Here is a 25,408-nt window from a genome sequence, read left to right on the forward strand (position 1 = left end):
TCAGCGGGCAGCGACCGGGCCCGGGGCCCGCTCGGCGGCGTTGGCGATGCCGCGGGCCATCATGCCGAACACCACGTCGTGCGCGGGCTTCTGGGCCAGCCAGTACAGGGTGCCGGGCAGGCCGTCGGGCACGAAGGTCACGGTCTGCTCGAACACGCACTCCCCCGGCGCCGTCCCGGCGATGGCGCGCAACCGCAGCCACGCCCGGCCGGGCAGGCGCATGTCCGCGCGCAGCAGCAGCGACCGGTCGGCGTCGTCGCGGCTGACGACGGTCCAACTGTCCACCGCGTCGCCCGGGGCGAGTTCGGCCGGGCGGCCGCGGTGCAGGCCGATGCCGCCGAGGAGGTGGTCGAGGGCGCCGCGCAGGGCCCAGGCGCCGGGCACGGTGTGCCAGCCGCCGCGGCCGCCGAGGTCGGTGATCACCCGCCAGAGCGCGGGTTCGGTGGCGTGGACGCGCAGTTCGCGGCGGTCGACGCGGGTGCCGGGGGCGTTCGTGGGCGGGCCGACCGGCACCGGCAGGCCGAGGGCGTCGCGCAGCGCCCGGTCGAGGCCGGTGGCGCCGCCGGGCGGGGCGGGGGCGACGTTCGCCGGGTCCGGCACGAGGTCGTGGCGCAGCGACTCCAGCAGGGCGCGCACCAGCGGGCGGGGCAGGTCGCTGAGCGCGGCGGCGGCCGCGGCGGCCGGGCCGGTGGGCACGACGAGCACCGGCACCGGCAGCCGCCACGGCAGGCCCGCGACGCGGGCGTAGCGCTGGATCAGCTCCAGGTAGGTCAGCGTCTCCGGGCCCGCGAGGTCGACCACCAGGTTCACCGGTTCCCGGTCCGCCGCGTCCACCAGGTGGAACAGCACGTCGGCCAGGGCGATGGGGCGGCTGCGGTTGCCCATCCACGGCGGGCGCAGCACCACCGGGGCGAAGCGCGCGGCGTGGCTGAGCAGGTCCAGGCTGGCCGAGCCCGCCCCGATGACCATCGACGCCTGCAGGACCAGCGCGGGGGTCGGGGCGGCGAGGAACGCGTCGCCGACGTCGGCGCGGGAACCCAGGTGCGGGGAGACCTCCGGGCCGGTCGGGCGGGGGCCGCCGAGGTAGACCAACTGCCGGATGCCGACCGCGGCGGCGGCCTCGGCGACGGTGTCGGCGATCACCGTGTCGGTGTCGGCGAAGTCGGCGCTGTCCATGGAGTGCACGAGGTGGTAGACGACGTCGACGCCCGCCATGGCCGCCGACAGCGCCATCGGGTCGCGGGCGTCGGCGCGGATCGGGATGACGTCGAGCGGCAGGTGCGCCGGGTCGAGGGACCGGGCCATCGCGCGGACCTCGTGCCCCGCGGCGCGCAGCGCGGCGACGAGGGGCTTGCCGATGTAGCCGCCCGCGCCGATGACCAGACATGTGCTCACCGGACCAACTATCGCAGCGGGCGCGCCCGTTCGCCGGGCGTGATCAGGCGGGGTCGGCGGTGCCGAAGCGGGCGAACGGGTCCGGGGAGGACAGCCAGCGCCGGACCCCCTCGGGGTCGCGGCGCTCCAGTTCGTCGAGGCACCGCGCGCGGTCGCGGACCACGGCGGCGGCTTCCGCCGGGGTGCTCGCCCCGGCCAGTGCCCGCGCGCCCGCCTCCCAGCGCCCGCGCAGCTCAGCGGTGTCGAGGAAGCGGTGGCGCGGTCCCAGCAGCGGCAGGCCGGTGGCCGCCAGGCACACCAGCAGCGCGACGGCGGCACCGCCGAGGGCGAGCACGAGCCCGGTCCCGGCGACGAGCACCGCGGCCAGCAGCGCCACCAGGGGCGGCAGGCGCACCGTCCGGTCGGCGAGGTCCTCGGCGGCGGCGCGGCAGGCCACGGCCAGGCAGGTCGCTGTGGCCAGGATCATCACCAGCGACCAGGTCCCGGTGAGGACCACACCGAGCAGCAGGCCCGCGAAGCCGGTCATCCCGGCCACGCCCGCCCAGGCCAGCCGGTAGCCGCGCGCGGAGAGCAGTGAGGTGACCACGCTGCGTGGGTACCACGGCCGATCGGTGGCGAACCTGCGACCTTCGGGTCAACCCGCGCACGCAGTTGCTTGCCCTGGGGCAAACGTGGCCTATGCTGCCGGTGCCCCCTCTCGCCCGATCACCCGAGGAACCGAGGACGTCATGGCTGCTGCCGCACCCGGGGGCGGGCTGCCCCGTCCGCGTCGGGGCGGGCGCCCCGCGCTGGCGGTCCGGGTCTCGGCCGAGGGCCGGTGGGCGGTGCTGGTGACGGTCTCCGGCGAGGTCGACCTGGGCACCGCCGCGCGGCTGCGCGAGCTGCTGGAGCGGGCCCTGGACACCGGCGACCCGCTGGCCCTGGTGGTCGACATGTCCGAAGTGGACTTCCTGGCGGCGGCCGGGCTGTCCGCGCTGGTGCGCGTGCGCGACCGGGCCGAGGCCAGGGCGGTGGAGTTCCACGTGGTGGCCGACCGGCGCTCGGTGCTGCGCCCGATGGAGATCACCGGCCTGTGCCCGAGGTTCCGGGTCCACCCGGACCTCGGCAGCGCCTTGGCCCGCTACGCGTCCGCCAGCTCCCGGTAGGGCGTGCGGTACCCGTCGCGCAGCAGCCGCCGGACGTGGTGGCGCTGACGCACGGCGGTGATCAGGGCCAGCACCAGGTAGACGCCGGACAGCGCGATCAACTCGATCCCCTTGACCGACGCGGGCAGCACGGCGGCGAGCACGAACTGGGCGAGGAACAGCCCGAGCAGCGTCAGCGCGCCGCGCACGGTGATGGTCAGCCCCAGCAGGAGCGTCACCGCGAACAGCGACTGCGCGGCGGTGAGCAGCAGTTCCTCGCGCTGCGGCCCGTCGAGCGGCAGCCCGTTGAGCCCGCCCGCGGCGATGGCGAACACGATGGGCAGCGTGCCGACCAGCAGCGTCCACTGGTTGACCTTCGACGACACCAGCGTGGCCAGCGCGTCGGTGGTCTTGAGCCGCCAGGCGTACAGGCCCGCGACCAGCAGTTCCGGTGCCTCCGAGGCCAGCGGCGCCACCCACTGCACGAGCAGGAACTGGCTGACGCCCAACTCGGTGCCGGTCTCCACCAGCGAGTGCGCGAAGTTCTCCGCCACCAGCAGGATCACCGCCGCGGCGAAGGTGAACATCGCCAGGCACCACACGCGGCGGGCGGTCTTGGATTGCCCGCCGACCACCGCGGCGACGCCGTCGAGTTCCGGGTCACCCGCGGGCGCCCTGGCGACGCGCACGGCGTAGAGCACGAAGATGCCGACCAGCACGACCGCGTCGACGAGCGTGATGGTGTGCCGCAGCGGCAGCGTCAGCGAGTAGAGGGTGGCCAGGGCGAGGAACGCCAGCGGCACGGAGTCGGTGCGCTCCAGGGAAACCGTGGCCTGCTTGGGTGAACGCGCCTTGCGCTCCGGGTCCCCGGGGGTTTCCCCGGCGACCCGGTTGCGGTGGATGCGCCAGGTGGCGATGAGCACGACCGCTGCCCAGCCGATGCCGACCAGGATGCGGTTGGCGCCGGTCATGTTCGCCAGCGCCAGCCCGCAGGGCGACTCGGTGCCCTCGGCGGCGTCGGGCGGGAGGCAGGTGGGTCCGTGCTCGGCGAAGGCGCTGCCGCCCTCGGCGGTGAAGACGAAGTCGACCGCGTACTCCGGCAGCACGGCGATCAGCGCCAGCAGGGTGATCGCCAGGCCCGGGGAGATGTCGAGCTGGACCGCCTCGGCGACCCAGGACAGCACGAACGCCGCGCCGACGACCGCGATCCCGAACAGGACCGCGTCCACCGGCGGGGCGATGTGGGTGCCGGTGGCGCCGAGGAAGACACCGGGGACCGTGAGCGCGACCGCCGCCCACAGCGGAATCGCGGCCCGGGAGAGCATGGACCGCGATTCCTGGAGCCTGCCGGCGTTCAGCGCGTTTCCGGCAGGATGGGGCGTTCGATGGGGCCGCGCCGCTCCTGGACCGTGGTGGGGATCTCCGGATCACCCGGCTGCACGGCCTTGAACCGCGCGGGGGTGGTGGGGTCGTTGGTGATCACCGGCTCATGCCGCACCGGGACGTCCGGGTTGGGCGAGACCGGGCGCTCTTCACCGCGGGCGCCGTAGCGCTTCTTGGTGAGGTTCTCCGCGTCCAGCCGGTCGCGCATCCGGTTGAGCATCTTGAGGGTGACGAAGTGGGCCAGCGCCAGCAGGATCAGCACGATGCCCAGCTTGAGGACGACGACCTCCATCACGCTGTCGCCGCCGACGTCCAGCGTGGAGATCAGCAGGAGCAGACCGATGACGGCGATGTGGAACAGGACCGAGACCATCCGCGCCATGGACTTCGCCGACTGCTGCTCGCTGCCCTCGGTGTCGGTCAGGTAGCGCAGACCGCTGCGGTAGATCACCTGGCCGTCGACCAGCACCAGGGCGATGCCCACTATCAAGAACAAGATGTACGCGCTGTCGTCCACGTCCCAGCCCCTTTCGGTGGAGTCCCTGCCGAAAGGGGATTACCCGGGGTGGCCCACGACGAAACCGGGTTCACCCCGGCAGGTGGGGCCTCTTCGACCCGCACAGCCTGGCCCAGGCCGCGACGAACTCGGCCTCCGCGGTGTGGGCGCGGGTGTCCTCCCTGGCCCACAGCAGGCCGTAGGTGAAGGCGTTGTCGCCCTCCAGGTGCACGCGGACCCCCAGGTCCCGCAGGGCTTCGCGGGCCACCACGGCGTCCTGGTGCACCCCGAGCGCGGTCTGCACGCCCTTCACCCGCTTGCCCCACTTGCGCAGCTCGCGGCCGAGGACCGGGTCGACCGCCTCGACGGTGTAGCGGGCCTTCTTGGCGTCCTTGCGGGCCTGGTGCAGCGCGGTGTCGCGGTCGGCGGGGGACGCGGCGGTGTCGGCGGCCTCCACCGAGGCGGTGAGCCGGTCGGCGGACTTGCGCACGGCCTTGCGCAGCTCGCCCGCGGCGGGCCGGGCGGCCTTGGCGGTGAACGGCGGGTCGGCGAGCAGCGCGGCCAGGTCGACCAGCACGGCCTTGTACCGGTCGCCGTCGAGGACCGCCAGCGCCGAGCCGCGCGCGTCCGCGCCGACCCTGGCGAACTCGGCGCTCAGCCGGGCGGACACCCCGCCGAGGACGACCTCGGTGGGCAGCCGGTCGACCTCCGCGCGCAGGTGCTCCTCCAGGACCTCGGCGTCGCGGGCGGGGGCCAGCTCCGCGCCGAGCCAGCGGAACTCCTCGCGCAGGGCGGCCACCCGGTCGGCGTCGAACAGCGGCCGGAACGCCTGCAACGCGCTGCGCATCCGCCGACAGGTGACCCGGAACTGGTGGATGGAGTCCTCGGCGTCGAGGCGGACCCCGGTGTCGTGCGCGCGCAGGTCGTCGAACCGCGCGCGGACGTACCGCAGGGCCGCATCACCGGCGGTGGGGTGCTTGGGCAGCTCCGGGGGCTGTTGGCGGCGGGCCTTCTTGCCCAGGGTGCGGACCAGTTTGGAGGTCGACGACGACGGCCGGGCGCCGAGCGCCTCGCCGATCGGGTCGAGGGCGGCGGCGTCGGCGGCCTCCACCTCCAGCTCGCGCCAGGTGGTGGCCTTGCCGTCGGTGGGCACGGCGGTGACGTGGTCGTCGGCCAGCAGCGCGACCTGCTCGCCGTCGGCGTCGAGCAGGGTCCACTCGTCGCGGCGGGTGACGATCCGGGCCACCGGCACCAGCGGCTCGTCGAGGGTGTGCGCGCGGACCAGGGCGGTCAGCGCGGCGGGCACGGTCTTCTTGGCCCGCCCCAGCGGGAAGCGGACCTCGTCGCGGGTGTCCGGACCGACCGGCAGCTTGGCGTGCCAGCCCGCGTCGGCGCCGCCGGTGCGCCTGCGCAGCGTGATGCCCGCCCGGGCCAGGCGGAGGTCCTGGGTGTCGAAGTAACTGGCGTCGAGGTCGCTGCGCTCGGGACCGCGCACGGCGGTCACCCCGCCCACCCCGACCAGTTCGGGGAGGCGGAAGTCGGCGTCGGCCTCGAATTTGCGCTCGGTCTCACGGACCACCTTGGCTCCCATCCCTCCACTATGACACTGATTCGGACATCGCGTGCGCCTGCGCCGGGGCGGGGATCTCCGGGGTTCACACCCCTGTCGAGTGAGGAGCGGCCCGGCCTGCCCGGCACCGACCGTCCACGATGGTCAGTACCGGCGCCTTCCGCGTGCCCCTGCGCGCTGCGGGCACCGGTGCTGGATCGATAGAACGCAGGGGGCGGGACAACCCGGTTTCCCGGGTTGTCCCGCCCCCTGTCGGGCCGATGGACCGCGCGCCCGCTGACCCACCGGCTCCGGCTACCGCGATCCGACGCCCGCGGTGTTCACCGCGAAGCACCCACCGAGCCCGACCCCGACATGCTCGTGTCCGCCGTCTGCGCGGCGAGCATCGCCACCACGCCGTCGATCCCGGCGGCCCGCTGGCGGGTCGCGCCGTCGCCCGTCTCCTCCAGGGAGGACAACGTCGACCGCACGAACTCCAGCTCGTCGGAGCGGCGCAGCGCGGGTGCGTGCCTGGCGATCAGGTCGGCGAAGATCTCCGGCGCGGGCCGGTGCCCGTCGGCCCACGGGTCGGGCACGACCGCGCCCCACCCGTCCTTGGCCGCCCGCCACTGCGCCGCGCGCACGACCTGGGTGGGCACGCGGGGGAAGTCGCGGTCGCTGTCGAGCGCCTCGGCCACGATGGTGCGCACCAGCACGGCCAGCAGCGCGGCCTCGCGCGGGGTGGGCGCGACGTCGCTGATCCGGGTCTCCACGGTCGGGTGGTCGTCCGACGGGCGGACGTCGAAGTAGACCATCTTGCGGTCGAGGATCGCCCCGGTGGCCAGCATGTCCTCCACCAGCTCCTCGTACTGCTCCACGGAGTCCAGGTAGGGCGGCGGGCCCGCGGACGGCCAGCGCTCCCACAGCAGGTGCCGGGTGCTGGCGTAGCCGGTGTCGCGCCCGTCCTGGAACGGCGAGTTGGCGCACACGGTGATCAGCGCGGGCAACCACAGCCGCAGGTGGTTGGCCGCGCGCAGCGCCGTCGCGGTGTCCTCCACCCCCACGTGGACGTGGCAGCCGCAGGTCATCCCGGAGAACATGAACTCGCCGACGTGCGAGGTGATCCGCCGGTAGCGGGCACCGGGGCCGACCGTGGCGAAGTCGGGCTGCTGGTGCGGCACCGTGCCGGTGGCGACCAGCAGCGCGCCCTGCTCGCGCGCCGCGCCCGCCAGCGCCACCCGCAGCTCGGTCAGCTCCTCGGCGACCTGCTGCGCGCTGTGGCAGATGCCGGTGGCCGACTCCACCATGGCCCGCAGCAGCTCCGGCTTCAGGTCGGGGTCGCCCTCGACGGCCGCGGCACCGCGCTCGGCGGTCTCCGGCCCCTGGTCCACGAGCCTGCCCGCCGGGTCGACGAGGAAGAATTCTTCTTCCACGCCCACGGTCAACGTGGTCGAGTCGATCGTCACTCGCTGTCCTCCTCGTTTTCAACTGCTGGGATGAGGAGTACCCGCTCAGCGCCCGGCGTCACACCCACGGCCGGGTTCGTGATCGGCCACGCGCCCACCGCCTCCGCCCCGCCGCAGTCGACGCCATGGGCGAGGTGGCAGCCGTCGCGACGCGTCTTCACCGCGTTGGGCACAGTGCGCGACCACAACCCAGGTGGCGCGTGGTTCAACCGAAATTCCTGACAATTGATCGAAAGAACACCAATCCGAACCACGACAACTCGAACCCGAGACAAAGGAGAACCGGTGGCACCTTTCCACGGAAAGGTGCCACCGGTCCGCCCGGTGAATCAGAGCAGGTCGATGAAGATCTTGCTCACGTCGATGTCGTCGATGACGTTGATGTCGTCGATGACGTCGACGAGGTTGTTCTTGAAGACGAGGTTGTCGCTGATGGTGTTGTTGTTGAGGAAGTCCTCCAGGGTGACCTCCAGCAGGTCCAGCTCGTTGCCGGAGAGCACGTGGTTGTTGCTGAGGATGTCCCCGAAGGTGATCACCGAGTCGATCGGGATGTCGATCGGGACCTGGACGGTGGTGTTGATGGTGCAGGTCACGACGTTGACCAGGCCCAACGGGTCGGAGTTGACACAGGAGGCGTCGGGAACGGTCGTGGTGGCCTGCGCGGCGGTGGCCCCGCCGATGAGCAGGGATGCCGCCACGCCGACCATTGCCGCCATCGATGCCAGCTTGTTGCGCACGAGAACCTCGTATTCTTGGGTTTTGGGGAGTTTTTCCGCCACCTACTCGGGGGTGGCTCGACATATGTAAGCCGATCCCTTTTCCATTGGCAAGGCACCGGTTCGAGCCCACGAGCCCAAGACATCCCATGATCACGCCGGGTGGATCACCGATGTCGTTTCCGGGAGGCACAAACATGGCATTCGGGTGATCCCGCAACGGGCCACGCGTTCACGTCGCATTCGGACGGAGACGGCCGAACGCCACAGCTCGTACTCCCTACGCCAGAAACGTTACACGGTGAACGCCTGTTACTGTTACCAGTTTTGAAATGAGTCGCCCTTCTTGACGACCACTCTGGGTCACCGCCCGCAACGAGCCTCGGGCGATGACCGACAAACGGGTGGTTCACCCACGAACAAGACCCGCGGTTGGAAACCCCGCCCTCCGTACACCTGAACGGAGCAGGAGGGAGCCCGGGGACGGGCGCGGTGGGACCGACGCGCTCGCGGCCCCGCTGACACCGGCCTCGAGTTTGTCCGGGGCCGCCGCCGGGTAGGTCGGTCGCATGAGTACCGATGGTGAACGCCCCGAATCCCTCAGCCAGCAGGAGAGCCTCGACGAGGACAACCTGCGGCTCGACCCGCTGGAGGAGGGCATCGAGCCGCCCGAGCGCTGGGCGGAGGCCAACCGGTTCGGCACCACGGCGCGCGAGCAGCGCGAGGGCGAGGACCTCGACCACCGGCTCGCCGCCGAGGAGCCGGACGTGTCCGCCTCCGCCACCCGCCCCGGCGCGGACACCCCGCTGTCGCGCCTGGACGACCGCATCGACGAGCGCGCCTACGACGGCGAGGGCCTGGAGGGCGTCGACCGCATCATCGGCGACGACGAGCTGCCCCCGCCCGAGGTCGCCGACCCGGTGCTGGCCAGGGCGTCGAGCCGAGGCCAACTCGACGACGAGGCGGGCGGCTCGGTCGCGGCTTCGCTGCGCGAGGAGTCGGCCGTCCCCTACGACGACGGGGACCGCAGCCCGGACGCGGCGGTGCGCGGAGAACTGCGGTGACCCGCTTCGGCTACACCCTGATGACCGAGCAGGCCGGACCGCGCGACCTGGTCCGGCACGCGGCGGCGGCGGAGGCCGCCGGGTTCGACTTCGAGGTCTCCAGCGACCACTTCTCCCCGTGGCTGACCGCCCAGGGGCACGCCCCGAACGCGTGGGTGACGCTGGGGGCGGTCAGCCAGGTCACCGAGGCGGTCGAGCTGATGACCTACGTGACCTGCCCGACCATGCGCTACCACCCGACCGTGGTGGCGCAGCAGGCGGCGACGCTGGGCCTGTTGTCCGACAACAGGTTCACCCTCGGCCTGGGGGCGGGTGAGAACCTCAACGAGCACGTCGTGGGCCGGGGCTGGCCGCCCGCCAACGAGCGGCACGAGATGCTCACCGAGGCGGTCGACATCATCTCGGCGCTGTTCTCCGGGGACTACGTCAACACCGTCGGCAGGCACTTCCGGGTCGACTCGGCGAAGCTGTGGGACCTGCCCGAGCACCGGGTGCCGCTGGCGGTCGCGGTGTCCGGGGCGCAGTCGGTTTCGCGGTTCGCCCCGATGGCCGACCACCTGATCGCCGTCGAGCCGGACGCCGAGCTGTGCTCCATGTGGGACGCCGCCTCCGGGCGGCCCGCGGCGGAGGTGCGCAAGATCGGGCAGATCCCGATCTGCTGGGACCCCGACCGCGACGCCGCCGTGACCCGCGCGCACGAGCAGTTCCGCTGGTTCGCTGGCGGGTGGAAGGTCAACGCCGAGCTGCCCGGCCCGGCCGGGTTCGCCGGGGCGACGCAGTTCGTCCGCGAGTCCGACGTTGCCGAGAGCATCCCGTGCGGCCCGGACGTCGAGCCGATCGTCAAGGCGGTCTCGGCGTTCTGGGAGGCCGGTTTCACCGACGTGGCGCTCGTGCAGATCGGCGGGGAGCACCAGGACGGCTTCTTCCCGTTCGCGGAGGCCGAACTGCTGCCCGCCCTGCGCGAAGCGTCCGCCTGAATCGAGGGGTTCCCGTGTCCGACAAGGATTCCGACCAGAAGAACGCAGAGCCGGGGAAGGACGAGGAGCCGGACCTGCTCGACCGCAGCACGGCCGAGTTGGACGAGTACGCCGAGTCCTCCACCCGGGAGCCCACGCCCGTGGTGGGCCGGACGGCCCGCGCCGAGGACACCGACGAGGAAGCCTCGCAGCGCGATGGGACCGAGCCGCCGGACTGATCCCCCGCAGTCGCAATGCCGGAAGCGGCCCCTCCTGCGGGAGGGGCCGCTTCCGGCATTGCGGGGAGGATCAGTTGTCGAGGTTCTTGCCGGTCATCCTGCGGAAGCTCTTGGCACCGGCGCGGTCGACCGCCGCCTTGACCACCCCGAAGATGGCGCCGTGCAGCAGCGCGGCGACCAGCACCTCCTTGGTGGAGTGGTCCGGCGAGGTGGCCTCGGGGGCCTCGTCGTCACCGGTCGCGCCGCGCCAGAGGCGCTTGAACAGCGCACCGGCCAGGACACCGCCGAGCACGCTGATGAGCATGCTGAGCGGGCGGAAGAGCAGCTTCACCCGGTCACCTCCCCCGGTTGCGCAGGATCAGCGCGATCACCGCGGCCAGCGCGGCGGCGAGGACCGCGAACGGCACCGGGTTGCGCTTGGCGGTGACGACGACCTGGTCGGCCTTGGCCTTGGCGGTCAGCGCCTGCCCGGCCAACAGGTCCTTGGTCTGCGCGGTGGGGTCCTGGCCCTCGTCGGCGAGCGTGCCCGCCGTGGCCTGGGTGCCCGTGCCGCGGACCTTCGCAGCGGCGGCCTCCTTGGCCTCCACCGCCGCGTCCTTGGCGTCGGCGGCCTTCTCCGCGACTTTCTCCTTGGCCTCGGCGGCCTTGGCGACCACGGTGTCCTTGGCGTGGCCGACCTTCTCCTTGGCCTCCTGCGCCTTGGCCGCGACGGTCGCCTTGACCTCCGCCTTGACCTCCTCGGCCTTCTCACCCACCCGGCGCTTCACGTCCGTCTTGGCGACCAGGGCGTCCACCGTCTCGGCGAGTTCCTCCCTGGCCTGCTCGATGTCGGCGGCGAGGGCCTTCTTGTCGTCGGGGTCCACGCTCATCGGTGGGCACTCTCCTTCACGGCTTCGACGTCGCGGCGGGTGCTGTCGATGGCCTGCTCCGGGATCGGCGGCGTGGCGTGCTTGACCTTCTTCACCGCGACCATCCCGAGCACGGCGGCGACCGCGAACAGCACGCCCGCCACGATGAGCGCGGCGGCCCAGGTGGGCAGGACCAGTGCGAGCGCGGCGATGGCCGTGATCATCAGGGCGGCCACCCCGAACCAGGCGAGCACCCCGGCGGAGCCGCCGAGCGCGGCGCCGACCCCGGCCTGCTTGCCCTTGTCCTTGAGTTCGACCTTGGCCAGTGACAGTTCATCGCGCACGAGCCGGGACACCTGTTCGCTGAGTCTGCTGACCAGCTCCCCGGTGGACAGCTCGCGCGCGTCCAATGTGCGGTTCGGCTCGTTCATGCCCCTGGCGTACCCCGGATCGGCGTTTTCATACCACCGGGCGGGTTCGGTGTGAACCCCGGTGCGCGGGGTAATCCGGTCGCATGACCGCCACTCCTCCCGACCCCGACCCCGACCGCACCCCCGGCGTCTCCGCGGACCTCCAGCCCGGCGAGACCCCGCCCGATTCGGGCAGCACCACCGAGGGCCTGTCCGAGCCGCAGCGCTACCCCAGCCGGACCGTCCCGATCGTGACCCTGGTGTTCGTGGCGGTGGCGGTGCTGTGCGTCATCGGCTTCACCATCGTGTCACTGCTGGGCATCGTCAAGATCTTCTGAGTTCCGCGGGGGTTCACCCGCCGGTCGCACTGCGCCATCCGGGTCCGCACTCCCCCGCCACGGGGACACCGGCCCGGGAAACTCACTTTCCGTGAACAGCGGAGCGCCGCCGACCGGACCCGGGGTGGGGGTCGGTCCGGTCGGCGGCTCAGGTCGCCCCACCGACCGGAGGGGACGCGCTTCCCCTGGAGTTGGGGGGAACTCCGTACGGGGTGGGTCCGCGCTGCCCGGTCGGGGGGCGACATCCATCTCAACGCTCGACCCCCCTCCCGCGTTCCCGATCGGCCGTGGTCCTGCTCACTCTCCGCGACAACGGACAAAGGCCGCTCTGCCCGCCTCCCCGGCAGGCGGTACCGTCGCCCCCATGATCGGACTGCCCGACGGGGTCACCGCCTGCCTCTTCGACCTCGACGGGGTGCTGACCAGCACCGCCGCCCTGCACCAGGAGGCGTGGCGCACGACGTTCGACGCGTTCCTGGCCACCCGCGCCGACGGCGACCGCTCGCCGTTCACCCCCCGCGACTACGCCGCCCACGTCGACGGCAGGCCCCGCGCCGACGGGGTGCGCACCTTCCTGGAGTCGCGCGGCATTCACCTGGACGAGGGAACCCCGGACGACCCGCCGGACGCCGACACCGTCAACGGCGTCGGCAACCGCAAGAACGCCGACCTGATGCGGATCATCGACGAGCGCGGCGTGCAGCCCTACCCCGCGTCCGTGCGCTACCTGCAGGCCGCGCGCGACGCCGGGCTCAAGATCGCCGTGGTGACCTCCTCGGCGAACGGCGAGCACGTGCTCGACGTGGCGGGCCTGACCCCGTTCGTGCTGGCCCGGGTGGACGGGATCACCATCGCCGAGGAGAACCTGCGCGGCAAGCCCGCCCCGGACTCCTTCCTGGAGGGCGCCAAGCGGCTCGGGGTCACCCCCGCGCAGGCGGCGGTGTTCGAGGACGCCCTCTCCGGCGTGCGGGCGGGCCGGGCCGGGGAGTTCGCCTACGTGGTCGGGGTCAACCGCGCCGACCAGGCCGACGAGCTGCGCGCCGAGGGCGCCGACGTCGTCGTCGACGAGCTCGACGAGCTGCTGGAGGGCAAGTGAGCGGCTTCGTCGTCGAGCCGTGGCGGCTGCGCTGGGAGACCATCGACGTCGACCAGCTGCACCGCACCGAGTCGGCCTTCGCGCTGGCCAACGGCCACCTGGGGATGCGCGGCTCGCTGGACGAGGGCGAACCGGTCGGGCTGCCGGGCACCTACCTCAACGGGTTCTACGAGGAGCACTCGCTGCCCTACGCCGAGGCGGGCTACGGCTACCCCGAGGCCGGGCAGACGGTCGTGAACGTGACCGACGGCAAGATCATGCGGCTGCTGGTCGAGGACGAGCCGCTGGACATGCGCTACGGCAAGGCGCACACCCACCACCGCACCCTGGACTTCCGCACCGGCGTGCTCACCAGGGAGACCGAGTGGGAGTCGCCGACCGGGCGGCGGGTGCTGGTGAAGACCCGGCGGCTGGTGTCGTTCACCCAGCGGGCGGTGGCGGCGATCCGCTACGAGGTGACCCCGCTGGAGGACACCACGCAGTTGGTGGTCCAGTCGGACCTGCTGGCCAACGAGCCGATCGTGTCCGAGTCGCGCGACCCCCGGGTGGCGCTGGCGCTGAAGTCGCCGCTGGCCGGGGAGTTCCACTGGTCGGAGGGGTACCGCGCGGTGCTGGTGCACCGCACCAAGGAGTCCGGGCTGCGGATGGCCGCGGCGATGGACCACGAGATCGACGCCAACGACGGCCTGCGCACCGAGATCAGTTGCGAGGACGACCTGGCCCGGCTGACCATCGCCGCCGACATCGCGGCCGGTGAGACGCTGTCGGTGACGAAGTACCTGGCCTACGGCTGGTCCGCGCAGCGCTCGGCCCCCGCGCTGCGCGCGCAGGCGGAGGCGGCGCTCGCGGGCGCGCGGCAGACCGGCTGGGAGGGGCTGCTGGCCGAGCAGGAGGCGTTCCTCGACGACTTCTGGGAGGCCGCCGACGTCGAGATCGACGGCGACCCGGCCCTGCAACAGGCCCTGCGGCTGGCGCTGTTCCACATCGCGCAGGCGGGGGCGCGCGGGGAGAGCCGGGCCATCCCGGGCAAGGGCCTCACCGGCCCCGGCTACGACGGGCACGCGTTCTGGGACACCGAGACCTTCGTCCTCCCGGTCCTGACCTACACCATGCCCGACGCCGCCCGCGACGCGCTGCGCTGGCGGCACAGCACCCTCGAGGCCGCCAGGGACCGCGCCGAGGTGCTGGGCAAGAGCGGCGCGGCGTTCCCGTGGCGGTCGATCAACGGCGCGGAGTGCTCGGCGTACTGGCCCGCCGGGACCGCCGCCTTCCACGTCTCCGCCGACATCGCCGACGCCACCGCCCGCTACCTGGCCGCCACCGGCGACGAGGACTTCGACCGGGAGTACGCCACGGAGCTGCTGGTGGAGACGGCCCGCCTGTGGGCGTCGCTGGGCCACCACGACCCGCACGACGGCTTCCGCATCGACGGGGTCACCGGCCCGGACGAGTACACCGCGGTGGTGGACAACAACGTCTACACCAACCTGATGGCGCAGAAGAACCTGCGCGAGGCGCTGGCCGCGTGCGAGCGCAACCCCGGGGTCGCCGAGGCCCTGGGGGTCACCGACGCGGAGAAGTCGGTCTGGGCCGACGCCGCCGAGCGGATGCACGTGCCCTACGACGAACTGCTGGGCGTGCACCCGCAGGCGGAGGCGTTCACCCAGCACGAGGAGTGGGACTTCGAGAACACCCCGGAGGACGGCTACCCGCTGCTGCTGAACTACCCGTACTTCGAGCTGTACCGCAAGCAGGTCGTCAAGCAGGCCGACCTGGTCCTGGCCCTGCACCTGCGCGGCGACGCCTTCACCCCCGAGGAGAAGGCCCGCGACTTCGCCTACTACGAGGCCCGCACCGTCCGCGACTCGTCGCTCTCGGCGGGCACCCAGGCGGTCATGGCCGCCGAGTGCGGGCACCTGGACCTCGCCTACGACTACCTCGCCGAAGCCGCCCTGACCGACCTCGACGACCTGCACGGCAACGTCAAGAACGGCCTGCACATGGCCTCCCTGGCGGGCGCCTGGCAGGCGGTCGTCGCGGGCCTGGGCGGCATGCGCGACCACGGCGGCGAACTGACCTTCGCCCCCCGCCTCCCGCGCGGGCTGTCCCGGGTGTCCTTCCGCATGTCCTTCCGGGGCACCCGCCTGCGCGTCGAGGTCACCCACGACAACGCCACCTACCACCTGGTCTCCGGCGATCCGATCACCACCACCCACCACGGCGAACCGGTCGAGATCGGTCCCTCCCCCGTCACCCTGGGCATCCCACCCGCCCCGGACAACCCCACCCCGCAGCAGCCCCACGGCCGCGAGCCCCGCCGAGGCGCCCGCCGCGCAGGTGAATCCTCGTAGCGTTCCCCGTACCGGGGCGGATCAGGGCAGCCGGTCAGGAGGATTTGAGCAGGCGGATCACGGCCCGCTCCAGCGGTTCGCGGATCTCCTCCTCCGGCTTGCCCCGGATGCGGCGCAGGGTGGCCTCGATCGACCGGCCGGAGTGGAACGCCTCGACCACCCTCGGGTCCACGTAGGACTGCCGGGCCACGGTCGGGGTGTTCCCCAACTGCTCGGCCACCGCCCGCATCACCTCCGCGTCCAACCGCCGAGCCGCCGTCTTCGAGGACGGCTGCTCCCGCGCGGCGTACTCGGCCGCGGCCAGGACCGTGGCCGTCCAGGTGCGCATGTCCTTCACCGTGAACCGCTCCCCCGCGAACCGCTTGAACCGCTCGTTCACCTCCTCGGCCCGGATCACGTGCCCGCCGTGGGCGAAGAGCCGGTCCCCGTCGGCCTTGCCCCGGCGCAGGGCCCGCACGAGATCGGCCAGTTCGGCGTCGCGGATCACCGCCTCCCGGTCGACCCCGCCCTTGGCCGGGAAGTGGAAGGCCAGTTCGTCGCGGCGCACCCGCACGTGCGAGCGCAGCAGGGTCGCCACCCCGCGCGAGTCCTCGGCGTACTCCTCCCCGCCCACCCGGAACACCCCGCGGTCGAGGATGCGCAGGGCGCCCGCGATCACCCGTTCGCGGCTCAGGCCCGGCTGGACCAGGTCGTCGTGGATGCGGGTGCGGATCTTCGGCAGCCTGCGGGCCAGGGCCAGGACGCGCTCGTGCTTCTGCTCGTCGCGCTGCGAGCGCCACCGCTCGTGGTAGAGGTACTGGCGCCTGCCCGCGTCGTCGGTGCCCACGGCCTGGATGTGGCCGTTGGGGTGCGGGCAGATCCACACGTCCTGCCAGGCGGGCGGGATGACGAGTTCGCGGACGCGGTCGAGGACGGCGGGGTCGTCCACCCGGTCGCCGGACTCGTCGACGTAGGCGAAGCCCCGGCCGCGGCGGACCCGCCGCACGCCGGGACCGTCGCACTTGCTGCGGCGCAGACGCACGCGCACCTCCCCGTGTCCGGGTGGGACATTCCCGGGGAGGGCGCGGGCAAACAACTCAGCCGAGGACCGCCAGGCCGTCCTTGATCACGACCGTGTCGCCGACGGTGGTCTCGAAGATGTGGCCGGTGCCGGTGGCGTGGAAGGCCGTGCTGATGTCCTGGCCGGGCAGGACCGGCTTGGCGAAGCGGACGGCGAGTCGCCGCAGGCGCGCGGTGTCGCCGTCGGCGAAGGCGGTGAGCGCGGCCCACGAGGTCATGGCCATGGTGCACATGCCGTGGACGATGATGCCGGGCAGGCCGACGCTCCTGGCCATCTCCGGGTCGAGGTGGATGGGCATGGGGTCGCCCGCGGCGGGGCTGTAGCGGTGGGTCTGGTCGTCGTCGAGGTGGGCGGCGACGGTGGCGGTGGGCTCCGCAGCGCGCAGCGACTCGTCGAAGGCGTGGCCGGGGGCGCGCTCCCCCTCGGTGACCCCGCCGTCGACGCCGCGGAAGTAGGACGTCATCCACTGCTCGTTGACCGGTTCCCCGTCGGCCGCGCGGGTCTCGGTGTGGACCACGACCGCGGTGCCGCGCTCCCTGGACACCACCCCGATCGGGCGGGCGCGGCTGGTGAGCACGTCACCGGGGCGGATGGGGCGGTGGAAGGTGAAGTCGTGCTCGCCGTGCACCAGGAACGGCACCAGTTCCAGCGGCGCCACGGCGAACGCGGCGGGCCCGAGGGCCCGGAACACGGGCACGATCCCGAACACCGGGGGCGCCACCTCCCCGGCCCGGTGCGCGGGGATCGGGTCGTTGGTGGCCTCGGCGTAGGCGGCGATCCGCTCGGCGGTGACCTCGAAGGTCTCCGGCTCGGTCCACTCCCCGAGGGCGGCGGTGGTGAAGTCGGGCATCGTGCTCCCTTTCCCGGCCGGTCGGCGCTGACCGCGCCACCGTGGCACAGGCCCCGAGGGCGCGTCACGCCCCGGGCGGGAACTTGTCGCCGGGTGCCAGGGGAGACGGTGCCCGGTGAGCATCACCGCGACGGGCGCAGCCACCCCGGGTCGAGGTCCCGGGGTTCCGGGGCGCCGAGGTCGCCGGGCTCGTAGCCCTCCGGGTAGCCGGGGTAGGTGCGGTTCTTCGCGTCGTTGGCCAGGCGCGACACCCGGCGCGGGGGCAGCAGCCGGACCACCGCCGAGCGGGCGCGCAGGGCGCCGTGCTCCAGCCTGGTCAGCCACGCCGGGGCGGCGGGGAAGCCGAACGCGGCGCGCATCTGCGGGGTGATCAGGCCGTGGACGGCCAGGCGCACCAGGGGTGCGAACGGGCGCGGGTACCAGGAGCACAGCAGCTCCCTGGTGTGCACGCCCACGCGGTGGTTGGTGTCGCTGTAGACGAAGTGCGTGCGCTCGTAGTCCGCCTTGAAGGCGCGGAACTCGTCGTAGTCCTCGGGGATGTCGGTGATGCCCATGCGGGTGCCGACGGCGCGGTAGAAGTGGAAGGCCGCCAGCCGCTCGTGGTCCGACAGCGGGCGCCAGCCGTACGCGGTGATCCAGTCGATCGGGTCGTAGATGAAGGTGGTCAGCACGTAGAGCATGTCGGCGTTGTCGATGCGGTAGCGCGCGTGCATCCGGTTGACCACCCGCAGCGACGCCCGCCCGCGCGGGGAGTCGTAGCCGTGCTCGGCCAGCTCCGCCATCAGCAGGGCGGTGTCGTCGTAGCGGCGCTGGGGGCGGCGGGCGAACTCGCCGGTGGCGTCGAGCAGCGCCGAGATGCTGGGCACGCAGTAGGTGCGGAACAGGGCGAACTCCAGCGACCGCTGGTAGTCCCAGGGAAATTCCAGCCCCGAGGAGATGCGGTAGATCTCGTGGTGGTCGACGACCGGGTCCAGCGACTCGATCCGCCGCAGGTTCGCATACCGACCACGCATCCGGCGCCTCCTCTACCCGCGGGCGTCCTCGCCCGTACCGCGAGTATGCCCCATACCGCCAGTACGCACCATCCCCAGGGCGAGCACCGCCAGCCCGGCGACGGCGGCGAAGGCGACCATGCGCTCCACCAGCCCCAGCGGCACGAACCGCCACCACGGCGGCCCGCCGAGGGCCATGTTCACCGCCCCGACGACGATGGTGCCGAACCACAGCAGCGACACGACCGCGCAGCCGCGCGCCGCCCACCGCCAGCCGGGCCGGTCGGGGAAGACCCGCCGCACCGCGACCAGGACGGCGACCGGCAGCGAGACGAACGCGGCGACGCTGGCGTAGCGGTGGATGGTGCCGCCGATGCTCGGCCCCACCGCCCAATTCGTCTTGGTGAACGCCACGATCACCAGCAGGCTCACCGTCCACACCGCACCGAACAGCAGCGCCACCGTGGGCGCCCGGCGCCGCACGGCGGTGGCGAACACCAGCGCGGAGCCGGCCGCGATGAGCACCAGCGAGCCGTCGAAGGCCCACTTGGCCTCGCCGAGGGCGTACTCGCTCAGCGTGCGGCGCACCGGGTCGAGCGCGTTCGTCGGCGGCACGACGTGCAGCACCAGCAGCGTGACGACCCCGGCGACGATGGCCAGCAGCCCGGCCAGGGGCGCCAGGGCCGCGACCCGCTCCCTCGTCGTCCCGGTGGCCACCTCGGCCGGGTCGTGGTCGACCACCGTCATGGGCGCTCTCCTCTGCGGGTCCGCTTTGTCCGGGTGCGAGGTTAGGCGCGGGACATGATGAAAAGCTGAGAAGCTGACAGCGACGGGCGTCGCTGTCAGCTTCTCGGGCGCTTCCTTTGGCGGGGCCGCGGGTCAGGCGGTGTCGGTCTCGTCGTCGAACTCGCCCAGGATCTCCTCCAGCAGGTCCTCCAGGGCGGCCAGGCCGACGACCTCGCCCCCCGGGCCGGAGACCAGGGCCAACTGCGAGCGCTCGGCCCGCATCCGGGTGACCGCCTCGGCGGCGGGCAGGTCCCTCGGCAGCACCAGCGGGTCGGTCATCAGCTCCGCCACCGTGGTGTCCAGGCCCGCCATGGTGGCGCGGACGGCCTCGCGGACGTGCACGATGCCGACCGGGTCCCCGCCCGGGGACACGACCACCAGCCGGGAGCGCCCGGTCTCGCGGCTGCGCTCCTCGACCTCGGCGGCCGTCGAGGTGGGGGTGGTGGTGACCATCTCGTCCCTGGCGGCCATCACCTGCGCGACGGTGGAGGTCTGCACCGACAGGACCCCGGTGAGCAGCCGGTGCTGCGACTCGGGCAGCAGACCGTGCTCGCGGGACTCGCGCAGCAGCAGCCGCAGGTCGTCGGGCCCGTGCGCGGAGGCGACGGTGTCCTGCGGGTCGACGCGGACCAGGCGCAGGGTCGCGTTGGCCACCCCGTTGAGCGCGCGCAGCACCGCGCGGGTGGCGCGGGTGAACGCGCGGAACGGCAGCGCCAGCAGCAGCGCGGAGCGCTCCGGGTGCGAGATCGCCCAGGACTTCGGCATCATCTCGCCGACGACCATGTGCAGGAACACCACCAGCACCACGGCCAGCACGAAGGCGATCGGGTACGCCCACGCCCGCGACAGCCCGAGGAACGTGAACACCGGCGACAGCAGCTCCGCCACCGCGGGCTTGGCCAGCGCGCCGAGCCCCAGCGTGCACAGGGTGATGCCGAGCTGGGCGCCCGCGAGCATCATCGACAGCTCCTTGGAGCCCTCGATCGCCGCCCGCGCCGCGCGGCTGCCGTGCGCGGCGGCCTCCTCCAGCCGATGCCGCTTGGAGGCCACCAGCGCGAACTCGGCGGCCACGAAGAACGCGTTGAGCACCAGCAGGACCAGTGAGATCCCCAGGGCGGGTCCGACGCTCACGCCGTCACCTCCGCGTCGGCCGGGCGGACGGTGACGGTGCTCGGGACGTGCCGGGTGATCTCGGCGACCTCCACGACCACCGCCCCGCCCCCGTCGACCTCGACGGTGACCCGGTCCCCCGGGCGCGGCACGCGGCCGAGCCGCTGCAGGACCAGCCCGCTGACCGTGTCGTACTCGGCGCCCGCGGGCAGCTCGATCCCGGTCACCTCGGCGACCTCGTCGACCCGCCAGCGCGCGGGCACCGACCAGGACCCGTCGCCGTTGGCCACGGCGCGCTCCTCCATGTGGTCGTCCTCGTCCAGGATCTCCCCGACGACCTCCTCGGCGACGTCCTCGAAGGACACCACCCCGGCGAAGCCGCCGAACTCGTCGACCACGCAGGCGAGCTGCCGGTGCTCGAGCCGCAGCCGCTCCAGCACCTCCGGCAGCGCCAGGCTCTCCGGGAGGAACAGCGGGACGGTGGCGACCTCGGCGATCGGCGTGGTGGCCCGCTCGGCGGCGGGCACGGTCAGCAGCTCGGCGATGCCCACCACGCCGACGACGTCGTCCACGTCGGACCCGATGACCGGGAAGCGGGAGCGGCCGGTGTCGAGCAGTTCGACCAGGCGGGAGGCGGGGTCCTCGGCGCGCAGGGTGTGCACGTCCACCCTCGGGGTCATGACCTGGCCCGCGGTGAGGGTGCGGAAGTCGAGCCCGCCCTCCAGCAGCCGGGAGGTGCCCGCGTCGAGCTGACCCTCCTCGCGCGACTCGTCGATGATGCCGCGCAGGTCCTCCGCGGTGGCGCCCTGCGGCAGCTCCTCGATGGGTTCGATGCCCAGGGCTCGCAGCAACCGGTTGGAGGCGTTGTCGAACAACCGGATCAGCGGCCCGCCGACGGTCAGGTAGATCAAAGTGGACCGGCTCAGCGCCTTGGCGAGCGCCTCCGGCTTGGCGATGGCCAGGTTCTTCGGCGCGAGTTCGCCGAAGACCATCTGCACCGCGGTGGAGAACAGCAGCGCGAAGACGACCGAGATCGCCGTCGTGGCGCCCGCGGGCAGGCCGGTCAGGCCGAGCAGTTCGGCGATGCCGCCGCCGAGGTAGGGCTCGGAGACGTAGCCGACGAGCAGCGCGGTGACGGTGATGCCGAACTGCGCGCCGGACAGCATGAACGACAGCTTCTGGGTGACGGCGAAGGCGCGTTCCGCGGCCTTGTCGCCCTCTTCGGCGAGCTGGCGCAGGCGGTTGCGGTCGACCGCGACGTAGGCGAACTCCTGCGCGACGAAGTAGCCGGTGGCGGCGGTGAGGAGCAGGACGGAAGCGAGTCCGAGCAGCATCAGCACGGGGTGATCACCTGGGACTCACGGAGCGGCCGGGCCGGGCCCGGCCGCGTACTGCAGCCATCTGGCGAAGTCATGCCACTCACGCTAACACGGGCAAACCGGGCTGGTCGGACGGCGTGCGGGTACCTGACCGTCCATCGAGGACGGTTTGTTACCCACCGGTACAGACCAAATCGTGACCATCGGGGACGCGCCGGGTTGAACCCGTTCGGCCCACCTCGCGGGAGGAGTGACGAAGATCGCGCCGAGCCGCACCCCGGCTACCGGGAGTGACATCAGCCGATCTGCACGTGCAGACGCCGGAGCGGATTGGACCGACGCCGCGCGGTGGCGGAGTTCGGACATCCGAGCTGATCACCCGGGTTGTCAAGGCGTGTCACCCATCCGAGTGAAAGCATTACAGTGAATTTGTTCACACCTTTTATTTGCCGGTGGTATGACACCCTCCGTGGTCGAATTGACGTCCTTAGCACGAAGCCCCGGTGTGATCAACCACGACTTTTCGGCAATACCTTCATTTACGCTCGGTGAGGCCACGACGGATGTGGATCACCAGCTTGGCGGTACGAACTGGTTCCACAGGACCCGTACGTTGCTCGGACATCGATATCACCGGTGAAGAATCTCGGAGTCGTGATGCGGGCTGTGTCGGTCAATGAATACACGGGCGCCCAATTGCGGCGGTTGTGCTTGGCCATCGGATTGGAGCACCGCGCCGACGAGGTGGTCGAGGTGGTGGCGGACCTGCTGGGCCCGGCGGGCACCCGGGGTCTGGCCGAGCCGCCGCTGTGGCGCTCCGACGTCGCCGACGACCACTCCCCCGTGGAGTACTCGGTGGCCTTCGAGGAGGATGGCTCGCACACGCTGCGGATGCTCATCGAGTGCGTGGCGGCCGCGCCGGGGCCGCGGCAGAACATGGCCGCCGCACTGGCCGCGCTGGACCGGCTGGCCGAGCGCTACCCGCTGGCCACGGACAAGTTCGACGAGGTGCGCGACCTGTTCCTGCCCGAGGACCCGCAGGGCGTGTTCACCCTGTGGTTCTCCTTCGTGGTCCGGTCCGAGGGCCCGCCCATGGTCAAGGTCTACCTCAACCCGGAGGTGCGCGGCCAGGCGAAGGCCGACAGCCTGGTCCGCACCGCGCTGAGCAGGCTGGGCTTCACCGGCAGCTTCGACTGGATTCTCGCCCACCAGCCCCGGCCGGGGTCCACCCTGGACCGGTTCTCGTTCTTCGCCCTCGACCTGGAGGACACCGCCTCGGCCAGGGTGAAGCTCTACCAGTCGCACTTCGCCGCGACCGCCGCCGAGGCGCAGTCGGCCGCGGGCGCCGCCGACGCCGCCGACACCGCGCGGGTCGCCGAGTTCACCGCGCTGGTCGGCGGGCCGGGCCCGTTCCTGCGCAGGCCGCTGGTGTCCAGCCACACCTTCCTGGCCAGCGACTCCGCCCGACCGAAGGGGTACTCGCTGTACGTGCCGGTGCGCGACTACGTGCGCGACGACGCGGTGGCGCTGGACCGGACGCGGCGGGCGCTGCGCAGCTTCGGGGTGGACACCGCGGCGCTGGAGCGGGCGGTGCGCGCGGTCACCGACCGACCGCTGGCCGAGGGCGTCGGGCTGCTGGCGCACGTGTCGCTGCGGATGGGCCCGCCGCGGCCGGGCGTCACGGTGTACCTGTCGGCCGAGGCCTACGAGGTGAACCGCCCGTCCCGGGCCAGGGCGGGCGCGGCATAACTCCGGTGTGGTTGCGTACACCGCACCGAAATGGGTCACGAACCCACGCGACAAACGAAAAGGAAGTAACCGCCGATGCCGCTGATGGAGCCGTACCGCATCAAGGTCGTCGAGCCCATCCCCATTCTCACCCGGGCCGAGCGCGAGGCGGCAATGGCCCGGGCGGGCTACAACCCGTTCAATCTGCGGGCCGACGAAATCACCATCGACCTGCTCAGCGACTCGGGCACCAACGCCCTTTCCTCGGCGCAGCAGGCAGCCGGGATGCTCGGCGACGAGACCTACGCCGGGGCGCGGTCGTTCTTCCGCTTCCGCAAGGTGGTGGAGGACCTGACCGGCTACCCGCACATCATGCCGGTGCACCAGGGCCGGGCCGCGGAGCGCATCCTCTTCGGCGCCGTCCTCAAGCCGGGTGACCTGTCGATCAGCAACACCCACTTCGACACCACCCGGGCCAACGTCCAGCTCTCCGGCGGCACCGCCGTCGACCTGCCGTGCGCGGAGGCCGGGAACCTCGACAGCCGCGACCCGTTCAAGGGCAACATCGACCTCGCCGCCCTCGAAGCCGCGCTCGCAGGCCCCGACCCGGTCGGCCAGGTCATCATGACGGTCACCAACAACGGCGGCGGCGGCCAACCGGTCTCCATGGCCAACCTCGCCGCCGCCACCGAACTCTGCCGCGCCCACGGCGTCCCCTGCTTCCTCGACGCCGCCCGCTTCGCCGAGAACGCCTGGCTGGTCATCCAGCGCGAGGAAGGCTGGTCCGACAAGACCCCGCACGAGGTCGCCCGAGCCGCGTTCGACCTGGCCGACGGCGCGGTCGCCAGCCTCAAGAAGGACGCCATCGCCCACATGGGCGCCTTCCTCGCCATCCGCGACGAGGCCCTCGCCAAGCAGTGCGAACTGGTCCTCACCGCCACCGAGGGCTTCCGCACCTACGGCGGCCTGGCAGGCCGGGACCTGGAAATGCTGGCCACGGGAATGGAGGAGGTAGTCGACCCCGACTACCTGCGCTCCCGCGAAGACGCCACCCGCTACCTCGGCGAACTCATCAACACGGTCGGCGTCTCCATCGTCGAACCCGCGGGCATCCACGCCCTCTACCTCAACGCCGGACGGCTCCTGCCCCACCTCCCCCCGCACCGCTTCCCCGGCCACGCCCTGGCCACCGAACTCTACCTCGCGGGCGGCATCCGCTGCGCCGAACTGGGCTCCCTCTACCTCGGCGAGGAAGACGCCGAAGGCAACCTGGTCAAGGCGGCCCCGTACGAACTCGTCCGCCTGGCCATCCCCCGCCGGGTCTACACCCAGAGCCACCTCGAGTACGTGGCGGAAATCCTGGGCGAGATCGCCAAGGACCCGACCTCGGTGCCGGGCTACCGGGTGGTGGAGTCCCCGCCGCTGCTGCGGCACTTCAACTGCCGGGTCGAGCCGGTACGGGACTGATCCCGTAGGGCTGACCTCCGAGGGATTGGCCCCGTACGGCTGACCCTATGAGCGGGTTCCGCGCGGCTGGCCCCAACGGCTTGGGTCCCGTAGGGCTGACCTCCGAGAGGTGGGTTCCGCGCGGCTGACTCCAGGGGCGGGTTCCATGCGGCTGACCTACGTGAGTTGGGTCCCGTGCGGCTGCCTCCGAGGGGCGGGCGAGAGCCCGCCCCTCCAGTACGCACACCGGAGCACCGCCGCGCACCGGACGGAGAGGTGAGCACCAAGCGCGCTCGGTGGCGAGATCACCCCGGCTGCCCAGCCTCCAGCGGCTTGCCGAGGAGCACCTGCCCCGCCACCCGGCCGATCGCACCGAGAGCGCGCCGAGAGCACCTGCCAGCGCCCCCGGCCGGTGGTGCCCTGAGGCTGCGCTGCAACCGCCCGGCTTCCACACCGCAGCACATCGCCGCAGCGCCCACGCCAGGCACGACTCCGGACATGGCCACAGCGGGACCGCACGGCGCTCACCGCCAGCCGTGACCTCCAGGTGCGATCGCAGCGCTCCCGGCCGGACGTGGCGGCAATGCGGGAACACGGCGCTCAATGCCAGGCGTGCCCTCCGGGTGTGGCCCGCAGCGCGGGACAGCAGCCTTCACCGCCAGGCGCGGCAACACGGGTGCGCCCGC

General features: G+C 72.5%; 25 protein-coding genes. 9 read left to right on the forward strand and 16 right to left on the reverse strand.

The genetic code is table 11. The annotated features are described in order from the left end of the window. Positions 1-1,395 (reverse strand): DUF2867 domain-containing protein, encoded by a 1,395-nt coding sequence (locus UO65_RS03635; RefSeq protein WP_161784422.1) that lies wholly within the window; start codon positions 1,393-1,395, stop codon positions 1-3. Between the two features lie 43 nt (positions 1,396-1,438). Continuing rightward, on the reverse strand, positions 1,439-1,981 hold the full coding sequence (locus UO65_RS36540) for a hypothetical protein (RefSeq protein ID WP_035278709.1): 543 nt from the start codon (positions 1,979-1,981) through the stop codon (positions 1,439-1,441). A 142-nt stretch (positions 1,982-2,123) separates the two neighbouring features. Here UO65_RS36540 and UO65_RS03645 point away from each other — a divergent pair, with 142 nt between their 5' ends. Continuing rightward, positions 2,124-2,540, forward strand: coding sequence for an STAS domain-containing protein (locus UO65_RS03645; protein WP_084175279.1), 417 nt, complete (start codon positions 2,124-2,126; stop codon positions 2,538-2,540). On the opposite strand, the gene UO65_RS03650 is transcribed toward UO65_RS03645, so the two are convergent. The 5 genes from UO65_RS03650 to UO65_RS03670 all read right to left on the reverse strand — a co-directional run bounded on the left by UO65_RS03650 (position 2,516) and on the right by UO65_RS03670 (position 8,129). Then, positions 2,516-3,844: a sodium:proton exchanger gene (locus UO65_RS03650; RefSeq protein ID WP_035278710.1), complete on the reverse strand. Its 1,329-nt coding sequence runs from the start codon at positions 3,842-3,844 to the stop codon at positions 2,516-2,518. The genes UO65_RS03645 and UO65_RS03650 overlap by 25 nt on opposite strands. 29 nt (positions 3,845-3,873) lie before the next feature. Next, positions 3,874-4,419: a hypothetical protein gene (locus UO65_RS32990; protein WP_146241422.1), complete on the reverse strand. Its 546-nt coding sequence runs from the start codon at positions 4,417-4,419 to the stop codon at positions 3,874-3,876. Between the two features lie 70 nt (positions 4,420-4,489). Further along, positions 4,490-5,989, reverse strand: a complete 1,500-nt coding sequence (locus UO65_RS03660; RefSeq protein WP_052020629.1) for a CYTH and CHAD domain-containing protein — start codon at positions 5,987-5,989, stop codon at positions 4,490-4,492. 299 nt (positions 5,990-6,288) lie between these two features. After that, on the reverse strand, positions 6,289-7,413 hold the full coding sequence (locus UO65_RS03665; RefSeq protein WP_052020631.1) for a carboxylate-amine ligase: 1,125 nt from the start codon (positions 7,411-7,413) through the stop codon (positions 6,289-6,291). A 329-nt stretch (positions 7,414-7,742) separates the two neighbouring features. After that, positions 7,743-8,129 (reverse strand): hypothetical protein, encoded by a 387-nt coding sequence (locus UO65_RS03670; protein WP_161784423.1) that lies wholly within the window; start codon positions 8,127-8,129, stop codon positions 7,743-7,745. Positions 8,130-8,698: 569 nt separating this feature from the next. Between UO65_RS03670 and UO65_RS03675 the strand changes: the two genes are divergently transcribed. The 3 genes from UO65_RS03675 to UO65_RS03685 are packed head-to-tail and all read left to right on the forward strand — an operon-like array spanning position 8,699 to position 10,388. Next, positions 8,699-9,193, forward strand: a complete 495-nt coding sequence (locus UO65_RS03675) for a hypothetical protein (protein WP_052020632.1) — start codon at positions 8,699-8,701, stop codon at positions 9,191-9,193. Beyond that, complete coding sequence (locus UO65_RS03680; protein WP_084175280.1) at positions 9,190-10,170, forward strand: TIGR03557 family F420-dependent LLM class oxidoreductase; 981 nt, start codon at positions 9,190-9,192, stop codon at positions 10,168-10,170. The genes UO65_RS03675 and UO65_RS03680 overlap by 4 nt, the downstream gene beginning before the upstream one ends. A gap of 14 nt (positions 10,171-10,184) precedes the next feature. Beyond that, entirely contained in the window at positions 10,185-10,388 is a 204-nt protein-coding gene (locus UO65_RS03685; protein WP_035278712.1) for a hypothetical protein, read from the forward strand. Positions 10,389-10,458: 70 nt separating this feature from the next. On the opposite strand, the gene UO65_RS03690 is transcribed toward UO65_RS03685, so the two are convergent. Genes UO65_RS03690 through UO65_RS03700 form a run of 3 tightly spaced genes read right to left on the reverse strand, consistent with a single transcriptional unit; the run spans position 10,459 to position 11,667 of the window. After that, entirely contained in the window at positions 10,459-10,719 is a 261-nt protein-coding gene (locus UO65_RS03690) for a DUF4235 domain-containing protein (RefSeq protein WP_110082582.1), read from the reverse strand. 4 nt (positions 10,720-10,723) lie between these two features. After that, the gene (locus tag UO65_RS03695; protein ID WP_084175281.1) at positions 10,724-11,257 is read right to left on the reverse strand and encodes a DUF3618 domain-containing protein; all 534 of its coding nucleotides are present in this window, start codon (positions 11,255-11,257) and stop codon (positions 10,724-10,726) included. After that, the gene (locus UO65_RS03700; protein ID WP_035278713.1) at positions 11,254-11,667 is read right to left on the reverse strand and encodes a phage holin family protein; all 414 of its coding nucleotides are present in this window, start codon (positions 11,665-11,667) and stop codon (positions 11,254-11,256) included. The genes UO65_RS03695 and UO65_RS03700 overlap by 4 nt, the downstream gene beginning before the upstream one ends. Positions 11,668-11,750: 83 nt before the next feature. Between UO65_RS03700 and UO65_RS03705 the strand changes: the two genes are divergently transcribed. From UO65_RS03705 to UO65_RS03715, 3 genes are all read left to right on the forward strand, one after another. Continuing rightward, entirely contained in the window at positions 11,751-11,984 is a 234-nt protein-coding gene (locus tag UO65_RS03705; RefSeq protein WP_035278714.1) for a DUF6480 family protein, read from the forward strand. A gap of 364 nt (positions 11,985-12,348) precedes the next feature. Then, positions 12,349-13,080, forward strand: coding sequence for an HAD family hydrolase (locus tag UO65_RS03710; RefSeq protein ID WP_035278715.1), 732 nt, complete (start codon positions 12,349-12,351; stop codon positions 13,078-13,080). Further along, a complete protein-coding gene (locus UO65_RS03715) occupies positions 13,077-15,431 on the forward strand; it encodes a glycoside hydrolase family 65 protein (protein ID WP_035278716.1) in 2,355 nt (784 codons plus the stop codon). Before UO65_RS03710 ends, UO65_RS03715 begins: the two co-directional genes overlap by 4 nt. A 34-nt stretch (positions 15,432-15,465) precedes the next feature. On the opposite strand, the gene UO65_RS03720 is transcribed toward UO65_RS03715, so the two are convergent. The 6 genes from UO65_RS03720 to UO65_RS03745 form a co-directional block, all read right to left on the reverse strand. After that, positions 15,466-16,452: a DNA topoisomerase IB gene (locus tag UO65_RS03720; RefSeq protein ID WP_035278717.1), complete on the reverse strand. Its 987-nt coding sequence runs from the start codon at positions 16,450-16,452 to the stop codon at positions 15,466-15,468. 55 nt (positions 16,453-16,507) lie between these two features. Further along, positions 16,508-17,341 (reverse strand): MaoC/PaaZ C-terminal domain-containing protein, encoded by an 834-nt coding sequence (locus tag UO65_RS03725; protein ID WP_035278720.1) that lies wholly within the window; start codon positions 17,339-17,341, stop codon positions 16,508-16,510. Positions 17,342-17,463: 122 nt separating this feature from the next. Further along, positions 17,464-18,354 carry an oxygenase MpaB family protein gene (locus UO65_RS03730; protein WP_035278721.1) on the reverse strand — a complete coding sequence of 297 codons (891 nt, stop codon included), beginning with the start codon at positions 18,352-18,354 and terminating at the stop codon, positions 17,464-17,466. A 12-nt stretch (positions 18,355-18,366) separates the two neighbouring features. After that, positions 18,367-19,080 (reverse strand): DUF998 domain-containing protein, encoded by a 714-nt coding sequence (locus UO65_RS03735; protein ID WP_084175282.1) that lies wholly within the window; start codon positions 19,078-19,080, stop codon positions 18,367-18,369. 132 nt (positions 19,081-19,212) lie between these two features. Continuing rightward, on the reverse strand, positions 19,213-20,250 hold the full coding sequence (locus tag UO65_RS03740) for a hemolysin family protein (RefSeq protein WP_035278723.1): 1,038 nt from the start codon (positions 20,248-20,250) through the stop codon (positions 19,213-19,215). Next, positions 20,247-21,563, reverse strand: a complete 1,317-nt coding sequence (locus tag UO65_RS03745; protein ID WP_233427428.1) for a hemolysin family protein — start codon at positions 21,561-21,563, stop codon at positions 20,247-20,249. Before UO65_RS03745 ends, UO65_RS03740 begins: the two co-directional genes overlap by 4 nt. A 696-nt stretch (positions 21,564-22,259) precedes the next feature. On the opposite strand from UO65_RS03745, the gene UO65_RS03750 reads away from it, so the two are divergent. Next, on the forward strand, positions 22,260-23,297 hold the full coding sequence (locus tag UO65_RS03750) for a tryptophan dimethylallyltransferase family protein (RefSeq protein WP_233427429.1): 1,038 nt from the start codon (positions 22,260-22,262) through the stop codon (positions 23,295-23,297). Positions 23,298-23,372: 75 nt separating this feature from the next. Beyond that, entirely contained in the window at positions 23,373-24,743 is a 1,371-nt protein-coding gene (locus UO65_RS03755; RefSeq protein ID WP_035278730.1) for a tryptophanase, read from the forward strand. The last annotated feature ends 665 nt before the right edge of the window (positions 24,744-25,408 follow it).

Source organism: Actinokineospora spheciospongiae (assembly GCF_000564855.1).
In the GTDB taxonomy this organism is placed as follows: domain Bacteria; phylum Actinomycetota; class Actinomycetes; order Mycobacteriales; family Pseudonocardiaceae; genus Actinokineospora; species Actinokineospora spheciospongiae.